The organism is Dyadobacter diqingensis (assembly GCF_024220585.1).
Taxonomy (GTDB): domain Bacteria; phylum Bacteroidota; class Bacteroidia; order Cytophagales; family Spirosomataceae; genus Dyadobacter; species Dyadobacter diqingensis.
This window is the reverse complement of sequence record NZ_JAMXKF010000003.1, coordinates 281,298-302,123: the sequence shown is the minus strand read 5'-3', so window position 1 is coordinate 302,123 and position 20,826 is coordinate 281,298. Positions and strand designations below refer to the sequence as shown.

Sequence of the window (20,826 nt, the reverse complement as noted above, 5' to 3'; positions counted from 1 at the left end):
ATGATACAGAGTTAAAAAATTATTGTTCAAAATAAAACGAAAAAGACCCGTCGAATATTTCGATGGGTCTTTTTCGTTTCTTATTACGGACTATTATTTCTTCTTTGGAGCTGGTTTTTTAGTGGCCGTTGCAGCAGCTTTTGGCGCAGTTCCAGTTGAATCAGTTGCAGGAGAAGGAGCCATTCCAAGTGCTTCTTTCGCAGCAGCACTGTTAGGATCGATCGCTAACAACTTAGTCCAGTATTCCTTAGATTTTGCTTCATCCTTCAATGTAGTCTGAGCATGGAAAGCTAAATAGTTGTAAGCAAGTTTCAGATACGACTTGTATTTTGAAGGATCCGGATCTTTCTCAGCCAGTTCAGTCAACTTCAAGTAGTAAGGAGCTGAAATTCCTTTATCAATGTTTTCCTGTTTGTCGTATGCGTTGTAAAGCGCACTTGCTCTCCAGTAGTAACCATATGGCCAGTCAGGAAGTTTTTGCGTAACCGTAGCAAAAGTCGAGTCAGCTGACAAGTAAAGATTACGTTTTGCAGTAGCAATCTGAGCACTGTCACCAGCAGTGTTGTTAAGCGCGCCCATTGCACCAGCAGTCTGGAATTTAGAAAGTCCCAAATAGTAGTAATCATTTGCAGAAGCCTTAGCTGTATCCAAAGCAATACCTTTGTAGTAAGTTTTGGCAGCATTAGGGAAATCTTTTGCAGCGTAGTACAATGCTCCAACTTCTTTGTAAGTATTGGCAGCGTCTGTTTTGTTAGTATCCAAATCAGCACCTTGCAAAATGTACTTCACCCCTGTTGAATCATATCCTTTTCCGTCAGTAGCTTTTGCATTGTAAGCACGGCCCAGGTATTTGTAGTCATCTCCGATAATTTTTTCCTTAGGATAAACTTTAAGGAATTCTGTCAAAGCTGCAATCGCTTTATCAGGTTCGTTGGTTTTCGCATAAGACCAGCCATACATACGAAGCGTGATCGGGTTATTGATTTTCCCTTTCATTTCATCAAGAATCTGCAAAGACTTTGCATAGTCGTCAGCTGTAAATGCAAACTGAGCAGCACGAAGTTTTGTTTCAGGATCAAGATTTCCGCTTTTCTGCATGTAAAGATCGAAGTTATCAGCAGCTTGTTTGTATTTCTGAGCGAAGAAATAAAGCTCAGCCAAATCTTTGTAAGCAGGACCGAAATTTGGATCCGCTTCAATGGCTTTTTTGTAGTTTTCAAGAGCAAGGTTATAGTTTTTTCCTCTCAAATACACCGAACCAATACGGTTGTGCGCAACTGCGTAGTTCGGTTTTGCAGTCAATGCGTATTCGTAAGCAGTTACCGCAGCACCACCTTCGTTACGCAACATCAAAGCATCTCCTTTTGCGATGTATGCATCAGCAAGATTTTTATCTCTTTTAACAGCTTCGTCCAAAAGTCTGATTGCTTCCGCAGGATCGTTTGACTTTTCGAACAATGTGTAAGCCTCACCTATACGGAAAAGAACTTCTGCATCTTTCCCTTTTTTCTTTTCAGCAAGCTCGAACAATTCTTTTGCTTTTGCACGATCTCCCTTTCCCAAGGCTACTGTTCCAAGACCCACCTGATTCAAATAAGATTTCTCGTCAGTCTGAATACCTTTCTCAAAAGCCTTCTGCGCCTCATCCAACTGTTTGGTAATTACGTAATAATAACCAAGGTAATATTGATTATCGGCTGACGGAGATGCCGCAGCCAGTTTTGTAAACAAATCACCTGCCTCCTTATTACGTTCAGCGTGTAACAAAGCCAAACCGTCCTGTACTGTTTGTGCGTGTACTTTTACCAAAGAAAATACGCATAATACCAGCGCTACTAACTTCATTCTCATGTTTCTGTTCATTTTTACCCGGTTAATATAATGACAAAAAATTTGGCCTTTCAATAAACAAGTTCCAAATGTAATAAATTGTATAAGAACACTAAAAATTTTGTCCGGTCCTTATTTCCAGTTCCCTTGGATACACCACCGTTGGAATCAATCCCATCTTTTGGATGATCAGTCCGCCGACGTCTCTGGCGATATAATTCAGCATACCGCCGCCAAGTCCGGCATATCCTTCCCTGATGATAATATACACATCGCGGGCAAGCGGATAGTTTTTTAATTCCAATCCATTTTGGAACGGCTGATAATATTCAGCAACAGAAGCGGGATTTGATTTCTGGGAAACTCCAAGGACTCTTATTCCGTCTGAAAGCTCTCTTGCCAGTTTCTCGTGTCCGTCGCTAATCCAGTTTACCCCGATAATACCAAGGCTTAGGGGATTCTTTTTAATATCGTCAACCACATTTTTGTTGGATCCTGCCGATGTAATTCTCAAATTCTGAATGCTTTTCAAGTTAAACTTGGTCATTACAAAATTGAGATTACTTGAATTCGCATTATCAAAAACAAGTGTAATTGCACCTTTCTGGCTGCTTCCTTTCAGTTGCGACCAATCTGTTATTTTCCCTTCAAAGATAAGTTTCAGCTCATCCATTGTGATCAAACTGTCGGTATTGCTCTCATTAACAACAAGCGCAAGCCCGTCCAGTGCAATGTGATGTGCTTTTTGAATTCCATCCTGCTGTTTCACCATCAGAACTTCCTTATCACTCAATTGTCTGGTAGCAAAAACCATTCTTACGCTATCCTTCAAAAGTTCAAGAATAGCTTCCTGCTCCGGTTTATACACCACATTGAAATGGGCTCTGGGATAAATTCCCTGATACGCTTTCGTTAATGCATCTACCAGTGGTTTGAATGATTCGTCCGATGCTATCGTAATCGTCCCCTGAACCGGGTTGTCTCTTTCCTTTTTGGCGGACTGAGTACATCCCGAAAGCAGGAAAACCGTACATACAATGCCTATCCCCGCGCTGAACAAATATCTCATGCTTCTTTTACGATAACTCATTTCTTCCAAACCCTGTAACCACGGTAAAATCCGTATAAAATAAGTATGCCAGCAAATGCATGCCTCTGCATACTACCAACAGGGAGCAAATTAAAAGATAAGGAGGAGGCGATCAAGTAGATCCCTCCTCCTATATATGTAAGAGCCATTAACAAAGAAGCAAGATCAATGATCTTCTCATGCAATGGTTTTTCCTTCATGAGTTACTCAAGTTGGAAATTAATAGGCAAGTTATACTTAACCCTAACTGCACGTCCTGATTGTTTACCTGGTTTCCACTTCGGCATTGCTTTCACAACACGGATAGCTTCTTCATCACAACCAAAACCTAAGCCTTTAAGTACTGCAACGTCCTGAATACTTCCATCCGTATTAACAACGAATGACATAAATACTCTTCCTGAAACGTTCGCACGAGAAGCTGCACTTGGGTATTTGATGTTCTTTCCTAAGTACTTGTACATCTCAGCTGTTCCACCCGGGAACTCAGGCTGCTGTTCAACCACTGTAAATACTTTTTCCTCAGCAGGAGCGGCTTCAACCACTGTACCTTTACTTGGTGCAGCAACTTGTTCCGGAGCAACGATTACCTCGTTAGCATTTGGATCACCTTCTACTGTTTTATCAGCAATTACAGCTTCCTTAAGATCCTCAACCGTTGGCGGAGGTGTTTCTTCAGGAACTTTCTCATCCATTTTCACCTCAGGAGGCAAAAATTTCACCGTGGCTACCTTAGGCTGCTCAATTGGCGGCGGCGGTGGCGGTGGTGGCTCCGTAGGGTCGATTGGCGGTGGTGGCAAGTTCATTAAATCCACGTTAACCATTACTTCCTCTTTTTCCTCTTCTCCCTTAATTGCATCAATAAGTGCAGGAGAGAACATTGCAAAAACAAAAAGAGCAGCGCCGATCAAAGTTGATTTCGTGATATCTGCACGATATCCCTTTCTCAGTGAAAATGCACCATACGCCTTATTACGATTGGCAAACACTATATCATCCAGTGTCGCATTCGGGCTAACTTCTGCCATGGCGTTTAAATTAAATGTTTAAAATATCTGTACTAATTAAACCTTGAAGATATTCCTTAAGGTTTTACTTTGTCTCCAAGTAACTTCTTCTCCGCATCAGTAAGATTGTCTACAAGAGCATACTTTTTAGACTTGGTGATGGCCATTTCATCCAACACATCAACCATGTTTTTATAAGTAGACACTACGGTAGGCTTAATTACACAAACGAAAGCTCCGTAACCTTTTTCATCTTTTGCATTTGCCGCGTTGATACGGTTTGCTGACTCAAAAATTACGCTTCTCAGGTCAGATCCAAAACGAGTAGTTTTAAGAGACTCTTCTGCTTTCGGATCGTCCGCTGCAATACCATCCAGATATAGAACGTCATCGTTCTTACCTAGAAACAATGTTAAAACTTTCGATGCTTTAAGCGGTTCTGTTTCCTCCTTTGTCTCAGTCTTGTCAGGAACGTTCAATGTCATCGACGTAGGTTTAGACATTGTTGTTGCAAGCATAAAGAATGTGATAAGCAAGAAACCTAAATCCACCATGGGTGTCATGTCGACGCGGGTGGACATTTTCTTGCCCCGAACCTTACCGCCGTCCTGTTTACCACCACCACCACCGCTTTCTTCTATTGCTGCCATTTTATTCTTTTATTTCAAGTGAAATACTTAATCCATCTTAAACCCGGCAGGAGCATCTTCGCTACCTGTAATCAGATTGAATCTGTTGATGTTCTGAGATTGAAGATTACCCAAGACATCCTTGAAAACAGGGAATTTCGCCAGGTTATCTCCTTTCAGAGCGATCCTCAATCCAGGATCCGCTTTCCTTGCTGCATAAACCCAGTCAGCCAATTCACTTGTTCCCGTTGAGTCAACAGGAATACCTGGTTGTTTGATCTGAGCTTTTTGCGCGTCCGGCGTATTCAAATAGGCTTTCAACTGATTCAAAGGAAATCCGAAGCTCGACTGAAGCGAAAACTTCTTTTTCTCTAATTCTGTGAATGAAATCCCTTTCGATTGAGCGATGTTATCCAACATAGAAATTCTTGTTGTCTGAGCATCTACGCCAAAGAAAACTTTACCCGTCTTGTCAATACTAATGATCATAATTTTATCATCTGGCACTTTAATCGTAGACACAGAACTTGGCGTAGTTACCTCCGCGTCGTTGGTCTTAAAAGTGGCCGTCATAATAAAGAATGTCAGTAGTAAGAATGCCACATCCGTCATGGCCGTCATATCGGTATGAGGCGGATGTTTCTTAGGCTTAACTATTGCCATAACTTTACAAATATATAAGTTTTTTTAATATTAACGAAAATTATATATCAATAGTATTAAACTATTAATAATGAGCAGCAAAATTTTGCTGAAGGCTCAAACCAATTTCGTCAATACTGTAAGTCAGGTCATCCACACGGCTGTTAAGGTAAGCGTATGAGATTGTTGCAATCGCAGAAGTACCGATACCAATCGCAGTGTTGATAAGGGCCTCAGAGATACCCGCTGCAAGAGCTCCTGAATCAGCAGATCCAGATGCACCAAGAGCCGCGAACGCACGAATCATACCAAGTACCGTTCCAAGAAGAGCGATAAGTGTAGATGCTCCAGCCAATGTTGCAATGATTGTAAGGTTCTTTTGTAGCATAGGCAATTCCAAAGTAGTTGCTTCATCAACTTCTTTCTGCAATGCTGCAAGTTTTTGTTCTTTGTCTAATTGGCCATCCGTAGCAAGTTGTTTGTATTTAACTAAACCAGCTTTGATTACATTACCAACTGAACCTTTTTGCTTATCACATTCTTTGATAGCTTCGTCAACTTGATTTTTGTCAAGAAGTGCTTTGATTTTACGTACGAAAGAATCAATGCTTCCAGTACCGTTAGCTTTACCAATTGTAATGATACGCTCGATTGTAAACACAAGTACAATAAGAAAACAAGTCATTAACAAAGGTACGATAGGTCCTCCTTCGTGTACAATACCGAAATAATCACCTTGTTTTGGCCCTTTTTCATGATCTCCGTCAATAAAGTGCTCAGGAGCTCCTAAAACAAAAATGTAAACACAAAGGGCAATAACGAATAGTAGGGGGATCACCAATGCCGGGTTCAAACCACCTGAGCCTTTTGATGCTGCTGTTGCAGGCTTTGGTGCTGGTGCCGGAGTCGTTGCTTTCTTTTCCATCAGACTTACTTTTAAAGGTTAAATTGAGATTTTGGTTGTGAATTAAATAAAAGTTTTGGTTAAACTAGGTTTTTGTAAAATAAAATTTTGATTGTGGTGTTACTATTTTGAATTCTACAAAAGTATGAGTTTTCCTTTTAAAAAAAAGCAAGCTTTTGTCTGGTTTTTTTATTCCAATTCTGCATGAAATATTTGTCAATTGTACATTTTAAAGAATGCCTACTAAACCAGGTTTTGTTTTTTTCATCTATTTTTCATTGATAAAGAACGATATATAGGCATTTTAATCAGTTATATAAAATTGCACTATACGCTACAAAGCCTGAGAACATATTTTTTCAAAAGGGCGATACCATTTTAAAAAATTTTATCTTTTGTCTTCAAAAGCAAATATTATTCGCCAACTACTGATTTGTTTTGGGATAATTTAAAGATTCTCCTGCCCGAAAAATCTCCAGCTTACAAATTCGGATTATTTCTAACTTCAAAAATCCGAATTCATACCACCATTTCTTTTCAAAAGTCCAATATCTGTTTGAGTTCGCAAAAATGTGGTAATTTTGGATTCTATTTAACAGCCGGATGCTAACATAACAAATTCTTAACATAATGAAAATCGACCACGACTCTCTGAAAAAAATAGCTCATCTGGCCAAACTCCATGTAAAACCCGAAGAAGAGGCTGCTCTACTCAACAGCATGGATAATGTTTTGACGTGGATGGAGCAGTTGAATGAAATCGACACGGAAGGTGTGGAGCCTTTGACACACATTATGGATGAAGTCAACAGTTGGCGCGAAGATTCAGGAAATAACATGCTGACCAGAGAAGAAGCACTGGCCAATGCACCAAGTCAGGATGGTACATATATAAAGGTACCCAAGGTGATCGAATAGGTTACTATTATATAAGGTTAAATTCGTCAGCGTCCAGATAGGCCGGAAAAGATTGCCGGTATTTTTGAAGCTCCGGTTTTGAAAGGTTGACAATCTTTTCTGTCTCTTTGTTGCCCAGATCAAAAAGCGGTTCTCCCAGGAAGTCCAGCGCTACAGAGTCGCCCTGATGCGCGACACCATTTGCGTCTTCTCCAATCCGGTTCACGCCGATGACATAACTCAGGTTCTCGATTGCACGCGCTTTAAGCAGCGTACGCCAGGCGTGCGCACGTCGGGCAGGCCAGTTTGCCACGTAAATCAGCAGATCGTAAGGATCCGGTGCCACGTTCCGGCTCCACACTGGAAATCTCAGATCATAACACACCAGCGGAAAAATATTCCATCCTTTCCAATTTACCTGCAACCGCGTATTGCCGGGAGTGTAATTCTGGTGCTCCTCCCCCATTCTGAATAAATGCCTCTTATCGCTGTGCAGGAAAGATCCATCCGGCTGCACACACATGAGCCGGTTGAAAAAGCTGCCGTTTTCCTTCACCGCGAAACTTCCGATTATCAACGCGTTGGTTTGCAAAGCAATATGCTTCATCCACTTCGTTGTCGTCAGGTTCATCGGTTCTGCCAAACGGGTGTCCATTGTAAAACCTGTGTTGAACATTTCAGGTAAAACAATCACATCAACCGGCTGGTCGATTCCCGCAATTTTTTCTTCCAGCGAAGAAAGATTGGCGGTAACATCTTCCCAATACAATTCGGTTTGTATTAAACAAACCGCGAGTTTATCAACCGGATGGATCATCGTAAATCAAAAAAAGGTCTTTATGTCTTATCTGCGTCCCGGAAAACGCATACGGTAGTCTGCGTCTGTTTTTCCTTTGGAAATATCGGTCAGTTTCTTTTTAATCAACTGTTTTTTCAATGTCGGAAGGTAATCCACAAACAGCTTGCCAAGTAAATGGTCATATTCGTGCTGGATAATGCGGGCAGCCATTCCCGTATATTCTTCTGTAAACTCGTTCCAATCTGTATCACGATAACGGATAACAAGCCTTTCCGGCCTGTACACATCGCCGCGAATCCCCGGAATGCTCAGACATCCTTCTTCAAAAGCCCACTCTTCACCATCTTCTTCCAGAATTTCAGGATTGATGAATGTTTTTTTGAAACCCACCAGGCTCAAGTCTACTTCATCATCATCGTCGTCATCTTCGTCTTTTTCACTGAAGGGCGTGCCGTCAGCTACAAAAACACGAATATTCAAACCAACCTGCGGTGCTGCGAGCCCTACCCCATTCGCAGAATACATCGTTTCGAACATATCTGCCGAAAGCTTTTTCAGGTCCATTTCATCTTTTTCTATAAAGCGGGTTGCCTTTCTTAGTATAGGGTCGCCAAAGGCTACGATTGGGTAAATCATCTTAATTAAGTATATGAGATTTCTGGATAATTATATTTAAAACGGAGAAGTCCGGCTTACCGCCTGCTCTCCATGTAAGACTGTAAAATGATCGTCGCACTGATCTTGTCAATATTTCCTTTTTCACGCCGGTCACTTTTTTTCGACCCTCCTGCAATCATCGACTGCAAAGCCATAGACGACGTAAATCTTTCATCATGGGTATGGATGGGTGTATCCGGGAAATTTTTTTTCAACAATTTTATGAACGCGTGTACACGGGCAGCGTTGTCACTTTCCGTATTATCGAGCCTGCGCGGCATACCGATCACAAATGCTTCAAGTGGCTCACTTTGAGAATATTTTTTCAAAAATTCCAGTAAATCGTGCGTTCTTACCGTGTCCAGAGCCGTTGCGATAATCTGCAAAGGATCTGTTACAGCAATCCCGGTGCGTTTTGCACCATAATCAATAGCCAATAGACGAGGCATTTTTCCAGTCAATAAGTGAATAGTCGATAAACGACTAAAAATTATCTTGCAAAGATAAGACGTTTCACTTAGCTTTCCCTGATTCCGATGCCCGATAATAGATTTTGATACATGCATCACAGAATCCCATTATCTTTGTGAATATGATTGAAAAGCGCTGGATACAAAACCCCGAATTACCCTCTGATCAACTTGAAGTTGCCCGTGAACTGGCTGAGGCGTTAAATGTGAACCCATTTTTGGCTACACTTCTGGTGCAGCGTGGCATCACCGATTTTGAGCAGTCGCGCAATTTTTTCCGTCCTGACCTTTCTCATTTACACGATCCTTATCTGATGAAGGATATGGATCTGGCCGTCGAACGCTTATCCCGCGCCATCGCCAACGGTGAAAAAATTCTTGTTTACGGAGACTATGATGTAGACGGAACGACATCCGTTACGCTGTTTTATGGTTTTTTAAGAAAAATTTACGACAATCTCGATTATTATATTCCCGACCGTTACAATGAAGGGTACGGCGTTTCCTGGCAAAGTATAGATTTTGCGCAGGAAAATGGTTTTACATTAATTGTAACGCTGGACTGCGGCATTAAATCCGTTGACAAGGTTACCGAGGCAAATAAAAGAGGCATCGACTTTGTCATCTGCGATCACCACCGACCGGGGGATGAACTTCCGCCTGCGGTTGCCGTTTTAGATCCTAAAAGAGAGGACTGCATTTATCCTTATAAAGAGCTGACGGGTTGTGGTGTCGGATTTAAATTGTTGCAGGCCTTTTGCCTGCATCACAATATGCCGCAGGATTCCCTGTTTGAATATCTTGATCTGCTTGTAGTCAGTATTGCCGCTGATATCGTCCCGATTACGGGTGAGAACCGGGTTTTATCGTATTACGGGCTAAAACAACTGAATGCCGCGCCGCGTATCGGAATGAAAGCGCTGATCCAGATTGCCGGGATAACCGGAGCACTGGATATTACCAATGTCGTATTCGGCCTGGGACCCAGGATCAATGCAGCAGGGCGGATCAAACATGCCAAGGAAGCAGTACGATTACTACTTTCTGAGGAAGAACAGGAAGCTACTGATTTTGCTTTTGAAATAAATAAACACAACAGCGAGCGACGGACCTTCGACAGCAGCATCACAGAAGAAGCCTTGCTGATGATCGAAAACGACAGCTGGTTTACGGATGCAACGAGTACGGTATTATATAAGGAAGACTGGCATAAGGGTGTGATCGGGATTGTGGCGAGCCGCTGTATTGAAAAATACCACCGGCCTACCATTATATTGACGCAGTCACACGGAAAAGCTGCGGGATCGGCCCGATCGGTACCGGGATTTGACGTGTACGAAGCAATCGAGGAATGTGCAGAACTTCTCGAACAATTTGGCGGGCACACCTTTGCTGCCGGATTGACCTTGCCATTGGAAAACATCGAAGCTTTCAGACTTAAATTTGACCAGATCGTCAGCAGCAGGATACGGCCGGATCAGTTGATCCCAATGATCAATATCGACCTGGATTTGGATCTGAGCGCAGTAACTGCCAAATTTTATAATGTACTGAAACAAATGGGGCCATTCGGACCCGGCAATATGACACCGGTTTTTGAAAGCAAGAACGTATCCCTCGCGGGCCAGCCGATGATCCTGAAAGAAAAGCATATTAAATTTGATGTGAAACAAAACGGGTCGGCCATTTTTACAGCCATCGGCTTTGGTATGTCCCAGTTTTATTCCGACCTGATCAAAGGTCGGCCGTTTTCCATTTGTTATAATCTTGAAGAGAATAACTTTCGGGATAAAAAAACGTTACAGTTGTTTCTGAAAGATATCAAATTTCACTAAACCGGTTGACGGTTATTGAATTACCCTAATTGAACAATGATATTAAGAACCGAAAATCTGGTTAAAAAATACGGTGCACGTCTTGTCAACAACAATGTAAGTTACCAGGTTGAACAAGGAGAAATTGTTGGATTGCTGGGCCCCAATGGTGCCGGTAAAACAACATCCTTTTACATGGCCGTGGGTCTGGTGAAGCCAAACAGTGGAAAAGTATATCTTGATGACAAGGATATTACGGACCTCCCCATGTACAAACGTGCACGGCTCGGGCTTGGTTATCTGGCCCAGGAAGCGTCGGTTTTCCGGACATTGACGGTAGAAGAAAATATCAGGGCAGTACTGGAAATGACCGATATGCCAAAAAGTGCGCAGAAACAAAAAGTAGAAGAACTTCTTGAAGAATTTCACTTGCAGCACGTGCGGAAAAGCAAAGGGATGGTTTTGTCGGGTGGAGAAAGACGCCGTACGGAAATTGCACGTTCTCTGGCCGTTGATCCAAAATTTATCTTGCTGGATGAACCTTTCGCCGGCGTTGACCCGATTGCGGTGGAAGATATCCAGAGCATTGTTGCCAAACTGAAAACAAAAAATATCGGCATCCTGATCACAGACCACAACGTTAACGAAACGCTTTCGATCACAGACCGTGCCTATCTTTTATTTGAAGGAAAAATTTTGAAACAGGGAAGTGCCGAAGAGCTGGCCGAAGACGAACAGGTCAGAAGGGTGTATCTGGGACAAAACTTCGAGCTGAAAAGAAAAGTTTAGTCAACACACCTTCAGCATAGAAAAGGGAACGCTCTGGGCACTCCCTCTCTTACAATTATTCACCATGAACTGTATTTACTAAAACTTATTTTTTAGGGCACTTTTTACAGCGTTTCCCTTTCTTTTTATAGGCCTTGCAACAATCTTTAAATACGCATGCATCACTCTGATTCAGCGATTTTGACCAAAAATTATTCGGTTCGTCAAGTATTGTTTGTTCACTAAAAATCATCCCGTTCATTTCTTCTCCGTTATAACTGAGACAAATGTAGGGCCTATTTAGAATCATTCAAAATTTTTGACAAATTATTTTGAATAAATCTAAATAGGTTACAAAAAAAAGCTGCCTAGAATACCGGAAACGGATCTTTGAATTCTCCTTTTCCTTCCATGTGAATAATTTCAGTAGCGGTGCACAAACATTGTGTCAATTCTGAAATGACTAATTCCTGATCCAGATCCTGACCGATAATAACCAGCTCATTCGTCCGGTCTCCAAAACGCCCCCATCTCGACTCGATCGATTCCCGGTTATCGATATAAGCCTGATAACGTACCCTTTGGCTTAGCGGCATGCTTGCCCACCAGACACCTGCGCCTTCTGCACGCAACGAGCCACCAGCCTGACTCCAGTTTAAGGCGTCACCCGGCCGTGATGCGATCCAGAACAAGCCTTTGCTGCGGATAATACCTACAGGCCAGTTCTGTGAAAGATATTTCCAGAACCGTTCCGGATGAAAAGGACGTTTGTCCCGAAAAACAAAAGACGCAATTCCATACTCTTCAGTTTCAGGTATATGTGATCCGTTTTCCAGTTTTTTAAGCTCCTGGATCCATCCGGCAGACTGTACAGCCTGATCGTAATCAAACAATCCGGTATTGAGAATCGCCTTCGATTCCACCTTGGAAAAAGAGCTTTCAATAACACGGGCCGTAGGATTCAAAGCTTTGAGCACTGCTTTTAATTCTGCCAGATGAACCGGTAGAACCAAATCCGTTTTATTCAGGATAATGACATCGGCAAATTCGATCTGGTCCGTTAGCAGGTTCACAATCGTCCGCCTATCCGATTCATCGTCGTTCAGGTCACGACTCACAATGGTGTCAACCGAGCCAAAATCTTTCGAAAAGTTAAAAGCGTCAACCACCGTGACCATGCAATCGATCGTGGCCCATTTTGAAAGGTCTATACCATTTTCTTCGTCCACAAAACTGAAAGTCTGCGCAATCGGTACCGGCTCCGAGATGCCGGTACTTTCAATAAGCAGATAATCAAAACGCTTTTCTTTCGCCAGTTTTTCCACCTCGATCATCAAATCTTCACGAAGTGTGCAGCAGATACAGCCATTTGACATTTCCACCAGTTTTTCTTCTGTCCGGCTCAATGTTTGCTCGTTTTTAACAAGCTGTGCGTCGATGTTGACCTCACTCATGTCATTGACAATCACAGCTACCTTCAGCCCTTCCTTATTATGAAGAATATGATTTAGCAAAGTTGTCTTACCCGCGCCCAGAAACCCGCTTAACACAGTTACCGGAAGTTTTTTATCTGCCATATTTTTCGCCGTTTATATATTTGCAACATTGTTGCAAATATATAAACAAAACTTAATATGCATCATTGTTGCATTAATATTATTAGTCCGACACCACGTAACCCTTTGACCTAAGATTTTCGAGAATTTCCAACCGTGACGTCCTGCTGCTTTGAAAAGTAAGGGCCACCATACCGTCCGAAATTTGAATACGGTTTGACTTGACGCCCTTTATTTCAGCCAGATCGTTCAGCAATTTTTCATGATCGTAATCTCCGGAGATAGCAATATCCATTTGCCGGTGACTTTTAAAACGCAGAAACTGCTGTTCGGCCAATTGCTGATCTTCACTTTTGAAAGGTTCATAATAACTGATCGTCAGGCCAACGACGGCAATGGCCACACCGATCCAATGAATAACCCGCTCCCTGGCGTCACAAAACGGCTTGATATGGGTTTGGTCAAGGATAATTTTGCCAAGCAAATACATTGTGACAAGAAGCTGAAACACTGTAAACGTCGTTTTATAACGGGCAAAAAGATCAAAATACGGGAGTGATGTGCCGGCAATGGAGAGTAACGGAAGCAGGCAGCAGCCCAGGTGAAGAAACGTGGCCAACAGGGTCAGCGGCAAAGTAAAAATTAATCTGAAACGCATATTATTAAATGATCCGATTGTTTGATTCAATCTTTTTAATCATTTTTGCAACATAGTTGCAAATAATAGAGTTCAGTTCGATATGATAAAAAAATATTTCCTTCCGACGCTGGCATTAACCTTCATTTTAACGGCCTGTTCAAATGACAAGGCAAAATCGGATAAGCTGATTGAGGCCAATAAAGCCCACCTGGAATCCGTTGCTATTCATGAAAATGTCGAAAGCGGGCTTCATGTCATGAAAAAACTGGCCGAAACCAAACAGGATTCCTTACGTTTGCAAAAGCTGGATAGCTTGCAGGATCTTATCGAGCTGTGGGAAGAAGGTATGATCGAAGTTCCCGGTTTTGAGCACGAACATCACCATGAAAAAGGAGAACATCATTCGCATAAACCGGCTTCGCAAATGACGGACGAGTCGATGCTGGAATATCAGCTTAATGCCAAAGCGGCCATTGAAGCCTTACAAAAAGATTTGAAAACTATTTAACAGGATTGTCCGATGAAAACGCTGGCGATGATTTTTATGCTGTCCTACACCGCCGTAACCGGTCCTTTGATAATAAATTGGAAAAAACTGGCGGATGTGGAGTTTACCAGAAAGCTTAATAAGGAAGTAAGCATGTACTTTTTGTATCCAACTTTCGGGCCGACCGTGAAGGCTTTGCAGGGAAAAGAAATTCAGATCAAGGGTTACATCATTCCCGTGGACGAAAATGAGAACATCTATGTAGTTTCCGCACAACCGATGGCTATGTGTTTTTTCTGCGGAGGTTCGGGGCCGGAATCCATCATGGAACTGCAATTCAAAAACAAAAAACAGCGGTTTAAGACAGACGAAGTCAGAACAGTCAAAGGTGTTTTACAACTGAACCCAACGGATATTGAGCACCTCAATTATATTTTAAAAAACGCCGAAGTGGTAGAATAAAATCGGGTTTGGTGCTGAACATGAACATCAGAACCAAACCCGAACTCTCTTGCGGTGATACGAAATTTTTCTATTGCATTTTCTCCCAGATTTCATGAACCGGTTTGCCGGCTGTACTCGTTCCCTTGTGATCCCAGCGGCCATTATCCAGTTTATAATCGAATGTCACGGTATTTCCTACCCTGTTATTATCCTTGGAAAAAAACTCGATCCGTTCCGAATATTTACCGTTTTTAGCAGTGTAAGTCCCACCGCCGGTATTGTAAAATGTTTTCTCAGCGGTATCAAAAGCAATCCACTGAAAACGCGTTCCCGATAAGATTTTCAATGTTTTACGTGTTCCCTCCTGGTGGATTTTCACCAGGTCGCCCTGCCCGTCATTTGCGCGTTCCGTAATTCTCCACGCACCAGCCAGCGGAGCATTTTCGCTTTCATCGATTTTCATCCAGACCATCGCCTCCTCGTATTTCAAAGTCAGGATGCCGTCTTTCCTCGTTACCGTAAACACAATAGGGATGCCCACTTTTGCCGTATCTGACGGATTAAACTCAGGTGTGTAAGTCATTTGATTACCCTGTATGGTAAATGGCCCGCCCTCGGTACGCTCATAATATTTGTTCAGGACGCTGTATGAAGCAATTGTCAGATAGTTATCCGCAACAATTAGAGTAGAAGTGCTTCCCGTTGGCTCCTGCGACTTCCATGCGCCCTTAGGTACCTGCGCCATAGCCAGAGAACCGCAGAAAAACAGTGTTATAATAATAAGTTGTCTCATGCTCAATTTAGTTTACGTTTGTCTGATTACTGTATCAAAATTATGCCAGTCTGGCCTGATTTCTATGCTTTTCCGCTAAATCTGTGCTAACGAAGCACCTCTTTCAACACATCCAGTGACCGGATCTCCCCAAGTGTATCCATATGTATTTTATAAAAGAAAAGAAGTTTTTCCAGTATATCGACCCGTCGGGACCGGTCCAGCGCCACGACCGTCCCATAAGGCTCCATTAACAACTGATGAGTAACCTGTAATTCCCGCTTATCCGCAATATGAGGATAATGGTTTTCCCGCAACTCACCTTCGAGGTCGTCGATCGTCTCAATACCAAAGCCAAGATAAGATGCCAGCTGCAACAGAAACTGAATATGAAAGTTTTCAAAACCACCGCTTGCTTCGTCCAGATACAAAACGGAATTCTCAATAAACTGAAAAAGTGGTTCGTTGGTCTCTTCTTCTTTTAAAGTTTTTCCTAAAATTTCTGTGGTAAACATCGCCAGGCTCGACTTATACATATCATAAGGCAGGCTTTGAAACGGCGCGTAACACTTCATTTCGGAAATCCGGTGAATCGTATCTTCCTTACTTTTATGATAAACTACCATATCCAGCAATGTAAGCGGCTGGAAAAGAGCAATTTTGTTCGTTTTCGATTTACTGCTCCGAACGCCGTTCACGATGTAACTCTGTATCCCAAAGGATTCGGTATAAACCTTCGCGATAATCGAGGATTCACGGTAACGGATATAATTTAATGCAATTCCTCTGGTTTTGTGCAGCATAAAAAAAGGAGCTATTTCACAAAAATAGGGATTAAAGATGCCATACTCTGATTCCTGTTTTAATTTGTTAAAGAGGTGCTGGAAAAAGACATCTTCACCGCTTCATGAATAAAAAATCGGAGCTCTGTCCAAAAAAATAATTAAAAAAAATTAAAAACTTTTTCGAGTTTCTCTCGTTCTTTTTCGTAAATTAATATAAAAAAAAGCGGTTTATATTTTCATAAACCAAGTTAAATGTACCTATCTCACTAAAAGAAGTTTACTTCTTGCTGTTTATAGAGTCAAGGCTCTAAAAAAACAGCGAGATTTGAAGTTTTTTAAGAGAAAGGATTTGTACCTTTATTCCGTGTTTACGAACTAAGAACGTTTTTCGTTCGTTAACAAATCATTAAAAAAGGAATAAGATTTGCAGCCAGCAAACGAACATATTTCTAACTCATTATTCTTCTCATGAGCGACGCCATAAAGCATGAGTGCGGAATTGCACTCATCCGTCTTCGAAAGCCATTTCAATACTACATTGACAAATACGACACGCCGCTATATGCCGTGCACAAGCTTTCTGTAATGATGGAAAAACAGGTCAACAGAGGGCAAGATGGAGCCGGAGTTGCCAACATCAAAATTGATGTACCACCTGGAAAACGCTATATCAGCCGTTACAGATCCGTAGAACCACAGCCACTTACCGACATTTTTTCCAAAATTCATAAGAAATTCCGTAAAGGGCTTAAGAATAACAAGGAACGTATCTCGGATGCAAAATGGTTACAGGAAAATCTTGCATTCACCGGTGAAGTGTGGTTGGGACATTTGCGCTACGGAACACACGGTACCAATGAGGTTGAAAACTGTCACCCGATGTTACGCCAGAGCAACTGGAGAAGCCGTAATCTGGTGATGGCCGGAAACTTTAACATGACAAATGTTGACGAGCTTTTTGGAAAACTGGTATCTCTTGGCCAGCACCCGAAAGAGAAAGTAGACACGGTTACGGTCATGGAGAAAATAGGACATTTTCTTGATGAAGAAAACCAACGTGTCTTCGATCGTTTCAAAGGAATATATGAAAATCCGACGTTATCGGATGTCATTGAAGAAAATATTGACTTACAGCGTCTTCTGTACAGATCATGCCGCGATTTCGATGGCGGATATGCGATGTGCGGTCTGACAGGTTATGGCGCTTCGTTTGTGATCCGTGACCCGGCTGGAATTCGTCCTGCATTTTATTATGCTGATGATGAAGTTGTTGTTGTTGCTTCTGAAAAACAGGCAATCAAGGCTGCCTTTAATGTAGAATATTCTCAGATTCAGGAAATCACTCCCGGTTCGGCACTTATCGTTGATAAAAACGGAGAGTATAACGAATTCCCTATTCTGCCACGTCTTGAAAAACGTTCATGCAGCTTTGAACGTATTTATTTCTCAAGAGGTACCGATCCGGATATTTACTATGAGCGTAAGCAACTGGGTAAATTATTGATCCCGCAGATACTTAAAGAGATCAATTACGACCTTGAAAATACGATCTTCTCTTATATTCCGAATACGGCTGAAACATCGTTCCTCGGAATGATCGAAGGTCTGGAAGAATATCTGGCAAAGAAGAGGAAACAGGCTATTATGGAAGGCATCCTTTTTGAGGCTGATCTTGAAAAAGTCCTTTCTTTCCGTCCCCGCATCGAGAAGCTTGTAACAAAGGATGTAAAGTCAAGAACCTTTATTACTGCGGATGAGCTGCGTGATGATATGGTATCGAGTGTGTATGATACCACGTTTGAAGTTGTTCGCAAAAATGTGGATACCGTTGTGATCATCGACGATTCGATCGTGCGCGGAACCACACTGGAAAAAAGCATCCTGACCATGCTTGACAGATTACAGCCGAAGAAAATCGTGGTTGTTTCGTCGGCACCGCAAATCCGTTTCCCGGACTGTTATGGTATTGATATGTCGAAAATGAAGGATTTCGTGGCTTTCAGGGCTGTATTGAAATTGCTTGAAGACAGAGGGATGGATTATTTACGTGAAGATGTGTACACACAAGCCGTGGCATCCATCGCAACCAAAAATTCTTTCCATACCAATTACGTGAAAGCACTTTATGATCCTTTTACAGACGAAGAAATTTCAAATGCAATTGCTGAAATTATCCGTCCTAAGGATTTGAATGCTGAGCTTTCAGTGATTTTCCAAACAGTTGATAACCTTCACAAAGCTTGTCCAAACCATGTTGGAGACTGGTACTTTACTGGAAATTATCCAACTCCGGGCGGAAACAAAGTAGTGAACAAAGCCTTTGCCAATTCTCACGAAGGCAAGCTGGAAAGAGCTTATTAATAAAGACTTTCTTATATATTCTTACAGTCGTCTGTTTTTCGGACGGCTGTTTTTTTATGTAATAAACCTAAATACCGTCAGTATGTTGACGGTATTTAGCTAAATTGCGTCAACATACTGACGTAATTTTGCTAACATCATGAAATTCGATCGATTTCTGGAAAAAATAATTCTTGATTTTCTACGTCCTAACAAAGTAAATGTTATTGTCGGAACGCGGCGTGTGGGTAAAACATATCTAATCCAGAAAATCAGCCGGGAAGCTTCTTATAAAACCTTGACTTTGGAAGGCGAAGATTCTACAACTCAGGAATTGCTTGCGCAAAAAAGCATCGCTAATTATCAAAGAATTTTATCCGGTGTTGAACTATTAGTCATTGATGAAGCTCAGGCTATACCAGATATTGGTAAAATTCTAAAATTAATCGTGGATCAGATCCCCAACATCCGAATCATTGTTACTGGTTCATCTGCCTTGGACCTCTCCCAAAAGTCCGGTGAGCCTTTAACTGGTCGTGCCTATTTCCATAACTTATATCCCATCGCGCAGGAAGAACTCAATCAACACGAGAACCCTGTCCAGATCTTATCCAACCTTGAAGAGCGACTGGTCTATGGTGGTTACCCCGAACTTTTTCAGCTAAACTTAATTAAAGAAAGAGAGCTCTACCTTAAAGATCTTGTGACCTCCTACCTGTTAAAAGATATCTTAACCTATGAGGGAATTCGAAACGCCGATAAAATAAAAGATTTGCTGCGACTTATCGCCTACCAGGTTGGGAAAGAAGTTTCTATGGAAGAGCTTGGGAAAACTCTCCAAATAAGTAAAAATACTGTTGAAAAATATCTTGACTTATTAACAAAAGTATTCATACTTCGTAAAGTTGGCGGGTTTAGCCGTAATTTAAGGAAAGAAGTTACAAAAACTTCAAGATGGTACTTTCATGACAATGGTATAAGAAATGCCCTGATAAATGACTTCCGACCATTGGTACTAAGAACAGATGTTGGAGAACTTTGGGAGAATTATCTGGTATCGGAACGCCTCAAATATTTACATTACGCGCAAAGGCAACCCGAATTTTATTTCTGGCGAACCTATGACCAACAGGAAATTGACTGGCTTGAATATGAAAACGGGCACCTGTCTGCTTTTGAGTTTAAGTGGACAGAAAATCAAACTAAAATTCCAAAAGCATTTTCACAAGCCTACCCTGACGCAACCTTTCAGTTAATTAATAGGGGCAATTACATTGGCTTTATTTCTTAATTATCTAATTTGGCATTTTATTAAAAACCTAAATCCATATGATCCTATTTAACAAGCTCAATTTTGGTAAAATCTTATCATTCGTATTATTGCTTTCTGCTGTCATAAGCGCTCCCGCGTTGGCACAAACCGCAACAAAAGGAAGTCTGAAAGACATAAACTTCCTGGACGGACGCTGGAAAGGCAATTATAATGGAGGAACCATTGAAGCATCATGGACTGCTCCCGAAGGCGACAATATTGTTGGATTTATCCGTATGGTTAAGGACGGCAAAGCAACACTTTACGAACTTTTTGCCTTTGAACAAACGGAAAAAGGACCTGTTGCCCATGTCAAACACTTCAAACCAGGTATGATTTCACTGGAAGAAAAGGAAGTATCTGATACTTACAATTTCATCGAAGCCAAGAAAAACGAAGCCTTATTTGAAAAAGACGACATTTCAGTGCGTATCATTTATGAAAGACGCAGCCAGAATCAACTGGTAATCAGAAGAGGAAAACTGGAAAACAACAAGTGGGAATTCATCGACTTGTTCGTTTTCAACCGCATTCCTTAATTTTTAAGGATCAGATAAACACCCGCGATCAACAGCAATGCGCCGCATATCCTGGGAAAACTGATCGGATGTACTGCAAAACCCTGAAAGCCGTAGTGGTCTATGACCATTGCGGCTAACATTTGTCCGGCAATGACCAAACAAATCAGATTGGCCGGCCCGATATCCCTTACAATAAAAATTACCGTAACTACGTAAAAAGCGCCCAGAAACCCTCCGGCATATTTCCATAAACTGACTTCACGGAAAGTATCGAGCGAGGGTATTGGGTTCTGATTAAAAAACGGGAAAGCAACCAACAACACAAGAAGACCAAAGCTGAACGAGGTGATGGCTGCCATAAGCGGATTGCCCAACGCGACACGAAGCTGTGCGTTCACGCCCGACTGGACCGTATTAGCCATCCCGATCATAAAAGCCAGGAGCAGGAATAACCAATTCATA

22 protein-coding genes are annotated in these 20,826 nt (G+C 41.8%); 8 read left to right on the top strand and 14 right to left on the bottom strand.

Annotation, left to right across the window (positions count from 1 at the left end):
• Window positions 1-93 precede the first annotated feature (93 nt).
• The 6 genes from M1L62_RS10440 to M1L62_RS10415 all read right to left on the bottom strand — a co-directional run bounded on the left by M1L62_RS10440 (window position 94) and on the right by M1L62_RS10415 (window position 6,123).
• Window positions 94-1,863 carry a tetratricopeptide repeat protein gene (locus M1L62_RS10440; protein ID WP_254412979.1) on the bottom strand — a complete coding sequence of 590 codons (1,770 nt, stop codon included), beginning with the start codon at window positions 1,861-1,863 and terminating at the stop codon, window positions 94-96.
• 79 nt (window positions 1,864-1,942) lie between these two features.
• Window positions 1,943-2,899 (bottom strand): PstS family phosphate ABC transporter substrate-binding protein, encoded by a 957-nt coding sequence (locus M1L62_RS10435; protein WP_254412978.1) that lies wholly within the window; start codon window positions 2,897-2,899, stop codon window positions 1,943-1,945.
• Window positions 2,900-3,123: 224 nt separating this feature from the next.
• Window positions 3,124-3,948: an energy transducer TonB gene (locus M1L62_RS10430; protein WP_254412977.1), complete on the bottom strand. Its 825-nt coding sequence runs from the start codon at window positions 3,946-3,948 to the stop codon at window positions 3,124-3,126.
• Between the two features lie 56 nt (window positions 3,949-4,004).
• Window positions 4,005-4,577, bottom strand: a complete 573-nt coding sequence (locus M1L62_RS10425; RefSeq protein WP_254412976.1) for an ExbD/TolR family protein — start codon at window positions 4,575-4,577, stop codon at window positions 4,005-4,007.
• A 27-nt stretch (window positions 4,578-4,604) separates the two neighbouring features.
• Window positions 4,605-5,219, bottom strand: coding sequence for an ExbD/TolR family protein (locus M1L62_RS10420; protein WP_254412975.1), 615 nt, complete (start codon window positions 5,217-5,219; stop codon window positions 4,605-4,607).
• A 64-nt stretch (window positions 5,220-5,283) separates the two neighbouring features.
• Complete coding sequence (locus M1L62_RS10415; protein ID WP_254412974.1) at window positions 5,284-6,123, bottom strand: MotA/TolQ/ExbB proton channel family protein; 840 nt, start codon at window positions 6,121-6,123, stop codon at window positions 5,284-5,286.
• A gap of 609 nt (window positions 6,124-6,732) precedes the next feature.
• On the opposite strand from M1L62_RS10415, the gene gatC reads away from it, so the two are divergent.
• A complete protein-coding gene (gene gatC, locus M1L62_RS10410) occupies window positions 6,733-7,020 on the top strand; it encodes an Asp-tRNA(Asn)/Glu-tRNA(Gln) amidotransferase subunit GatC (RefSeq protein WP_254412973.1) in 288 nt (95 codons plus the stop codon).
• 7 nt (window positions 7,021-7,027) lie between these two features.
• On the opposite strand, the gene M1L62_RS10405 is transcribed toward gatC, so the two are convergent.
• From M1L62_RS10405 to ruvX, 3 genes are read right to left on the bottom strand one after another with little or no spacing between them, the layout of a single operon-like run.
• Window positions 7,028-7,816 carry an amidohydrolase gene (locus M1L62_RS10405; RefSeq protein ID WP_254412972.1) on the bottom strand — a complete coding sequence of 263 codons (789 nt, stop codon included), beginning with the start codon at window positions 7,814-7,816 and terminating at the stop codon, window positions 7,028-7,030.
• Between the two features lie 27 nt (window positions 7,817-7,843).
• Window positions 7,844-8,434: a peptide deformylase gene (def, locus tag M1L62_RS10400; protein ID WP_254412971.1), complete on the bottom strand. Its 591-nt coding sequence runs from the start codon at window positions 8,432-8,434 to the stop codon at window positions 7,844-7,846.
• Between the two features lie 56 nt (window positions 8,435-8,490).
• Entirely contained in the window at window positions 8,491-8,904 is a 414-nt protein-coding gene (gene ruvX, locus M1L62_RS10395) for a Holliday junction resolvase RuvX (protein ID WP_254412970.1), read from the bottom strand.
• Between the two features lie 143 nt (window positions 8,905-9,047).
• On the opposite strand from ruvX, the gene recJ reads away from it, so the two are divergent.
• A complete protein-coding gene (gene recJ, locus M1L62_RS10390) occupies window positions 9,048-10,760 on the top strand; it encodes a single-stranded-DNA-specific exonuclease RecJ (RefSeq protein WP_254412969.1) in 1,713 nt (570 codons plus the stop codon).
• Between the two features lie 36 nt (window positions 10,761-10,796).
• The gene (gene lptB, locus M1L62_RS10385; protein ID WP_254412968.1) at window positions 10,797-11,528 is read left to right on the top strand and encodes an LPS export ABC transporter ATP-binding protein; all 732 of its coding nucleotides are present in this window, start codon (window positions 10,797-10,799) and stop codon (window positions 11,526-11,528) included.
• A 347-nt stretch (window positions 11,529-11,875) separates the two neighbouring features.
• Here lptB and M1L62_RS10380 read toward each other — a convergent pair whose 3' ends face one another.
• Both M1L62_RS10380 and M1L62_RS10375 read right to left on the bottom strand, forming a co-directional pair.
• A complete protein-coding gene (locus M1L62_RS10380; RefSeq protein ID WP_254412967.1) occupies window positions 11,876-13,084 on the bottom strand; it encodes a GTP-binding protein in 1,209 nt (402 codons plus the stop codon).
• An 82-nt stretch (window positions 13,085-13,166) separates the two neighbouring features.
• On the bottom strand, window positions 13,167-13,721 hold the full coding sequence (locus M1L62_RS10375; RefSeq protein WP_254412966.1) for a copper chaperone: 555 nt from the start codon (window positions 13,719-13,721) through the stop codon (window positions 13,167-13,169).
• An 82-nt stretch (window positions 13,722-13,803) separates the two neighbouring features.
• Here M1L62_RS10375 and M1L62_RS10370 point away from each other — a divergent pair, with 82 nt between their 5' ends.
• Together M1L62_RS10370 and M1L62_RS10365 are read left to right on the top strand one after the other, a co-directional pair.
• On the top strand, window positions 13,804-14,211 hold the full coding sequence (locus M1L62_RS10370; protein ID WP_254412965.1) for a hypothetical protein: 408 nt from the start codon (window positions 13,804-13,806) through the stop codon (window positions 14,209-14,211).
• A 12-nt stretch (window positions 14,212-14,223) separates the two neighbouring features.
• Window positions 14,224-14,652, top strand: coding sequence for a DUF3299 domain-containing protein (locus M1L62_RS10365; RefSeq protein ID WP_254412964.1), 429 nt, complete (start codon window positions 14,224-14,226; stop codon window positions 14,650-14,652).
• 70 nt (window positions 14,653-14,722) lie between these two features.
• Here M1L62_RS10365 and M1L62_RS10360 read toward each other — a convergent pair whose 3' ends face one another.
• On the bottom strand, window positions 14,723-15,427 hold the full coding sequence (locus M1L62_RS10360; protein ID WP_254412963.1) for a DUF4488 domain-containing protein: 705 nt from the start codon (window positions 15,425-15,427) through the stop codon (window positions 14,723-14,725).
• An 86-nt stretch (window positions 15,428-15,513) separates the two neighbouring features.
• Entirely contained in the window at window positions 15,514-16,209 is a 696-nt protein-coding gene (gene recO / locus M1L62_RS10355) for a DNA repair protein RecO (protein ID WP_254412962.1), read from the bottom strand.
• 450 nt (window positions 16,210-16,659) lie between these two features.
• Between recO and M1L62_RS10350 the strand changes: the two genes are divergently transcribed.
• The 3 genes from M1L62_RS10350 to M1L62_RS10340 all read left to right on the top strand — a co-directional run bounded on the left by M1L62_RS10350 (window position 16,660) and on the right by M1L62_RS10340 (window position 20,382).
• Window positions 16,660-18,552 (top strand): amidophosphoribosyltransferase, encoded by a 1,893-nt coding sequence (locus M1L62_RS10350; protein ID WP_254412961.1) that lies wholly within the window; start codon window positions 16,660-16,662, stop codon window positions 18,550-18,552.
• 139 nt (window positions 18,553-18,691) lie between these two features.
• Window positions 18,692-19,822, top strand: coding sequence for an ATP-binding protein (locus M1L62_RS10345; protein WP_256527669.1), 1,131 nt, complete (start codon window positions 18,692-18,694; stop codon window positions 19,820-19,822).
• Window positions 19,823-19,860: 38 nt separating this feature from the next.
• Entirely contained in the window at window positions 19,861-20,382 is a 522-nt protein-coding gene (locus M1L62_RS10340) for a DUF6265 family protein (protein WP_254412960.1), read from the top strand.
• On the opposite strand, the gene M1L62_RS10335 is transcribed toward M1L62_RS10340, so the two are convergent.
• Window positions 20,379-20,825 (bottom strand): DMT family transporter, encoded by a 447-nt coding sequence (locus M1L62_RS10335; protein WP_254412959.1) that lies wholly within the window; start codon window positions 20,823-20,825, stop codon window positions 20,379-20,381. The two genes, M1L62_RS10340 and M1L62_RS10335, sit on opposite strands and share 4 nt — an antisense overlap.
• Between the last annotated feature and the right edge of the window lies 1 nt (window position 20,826).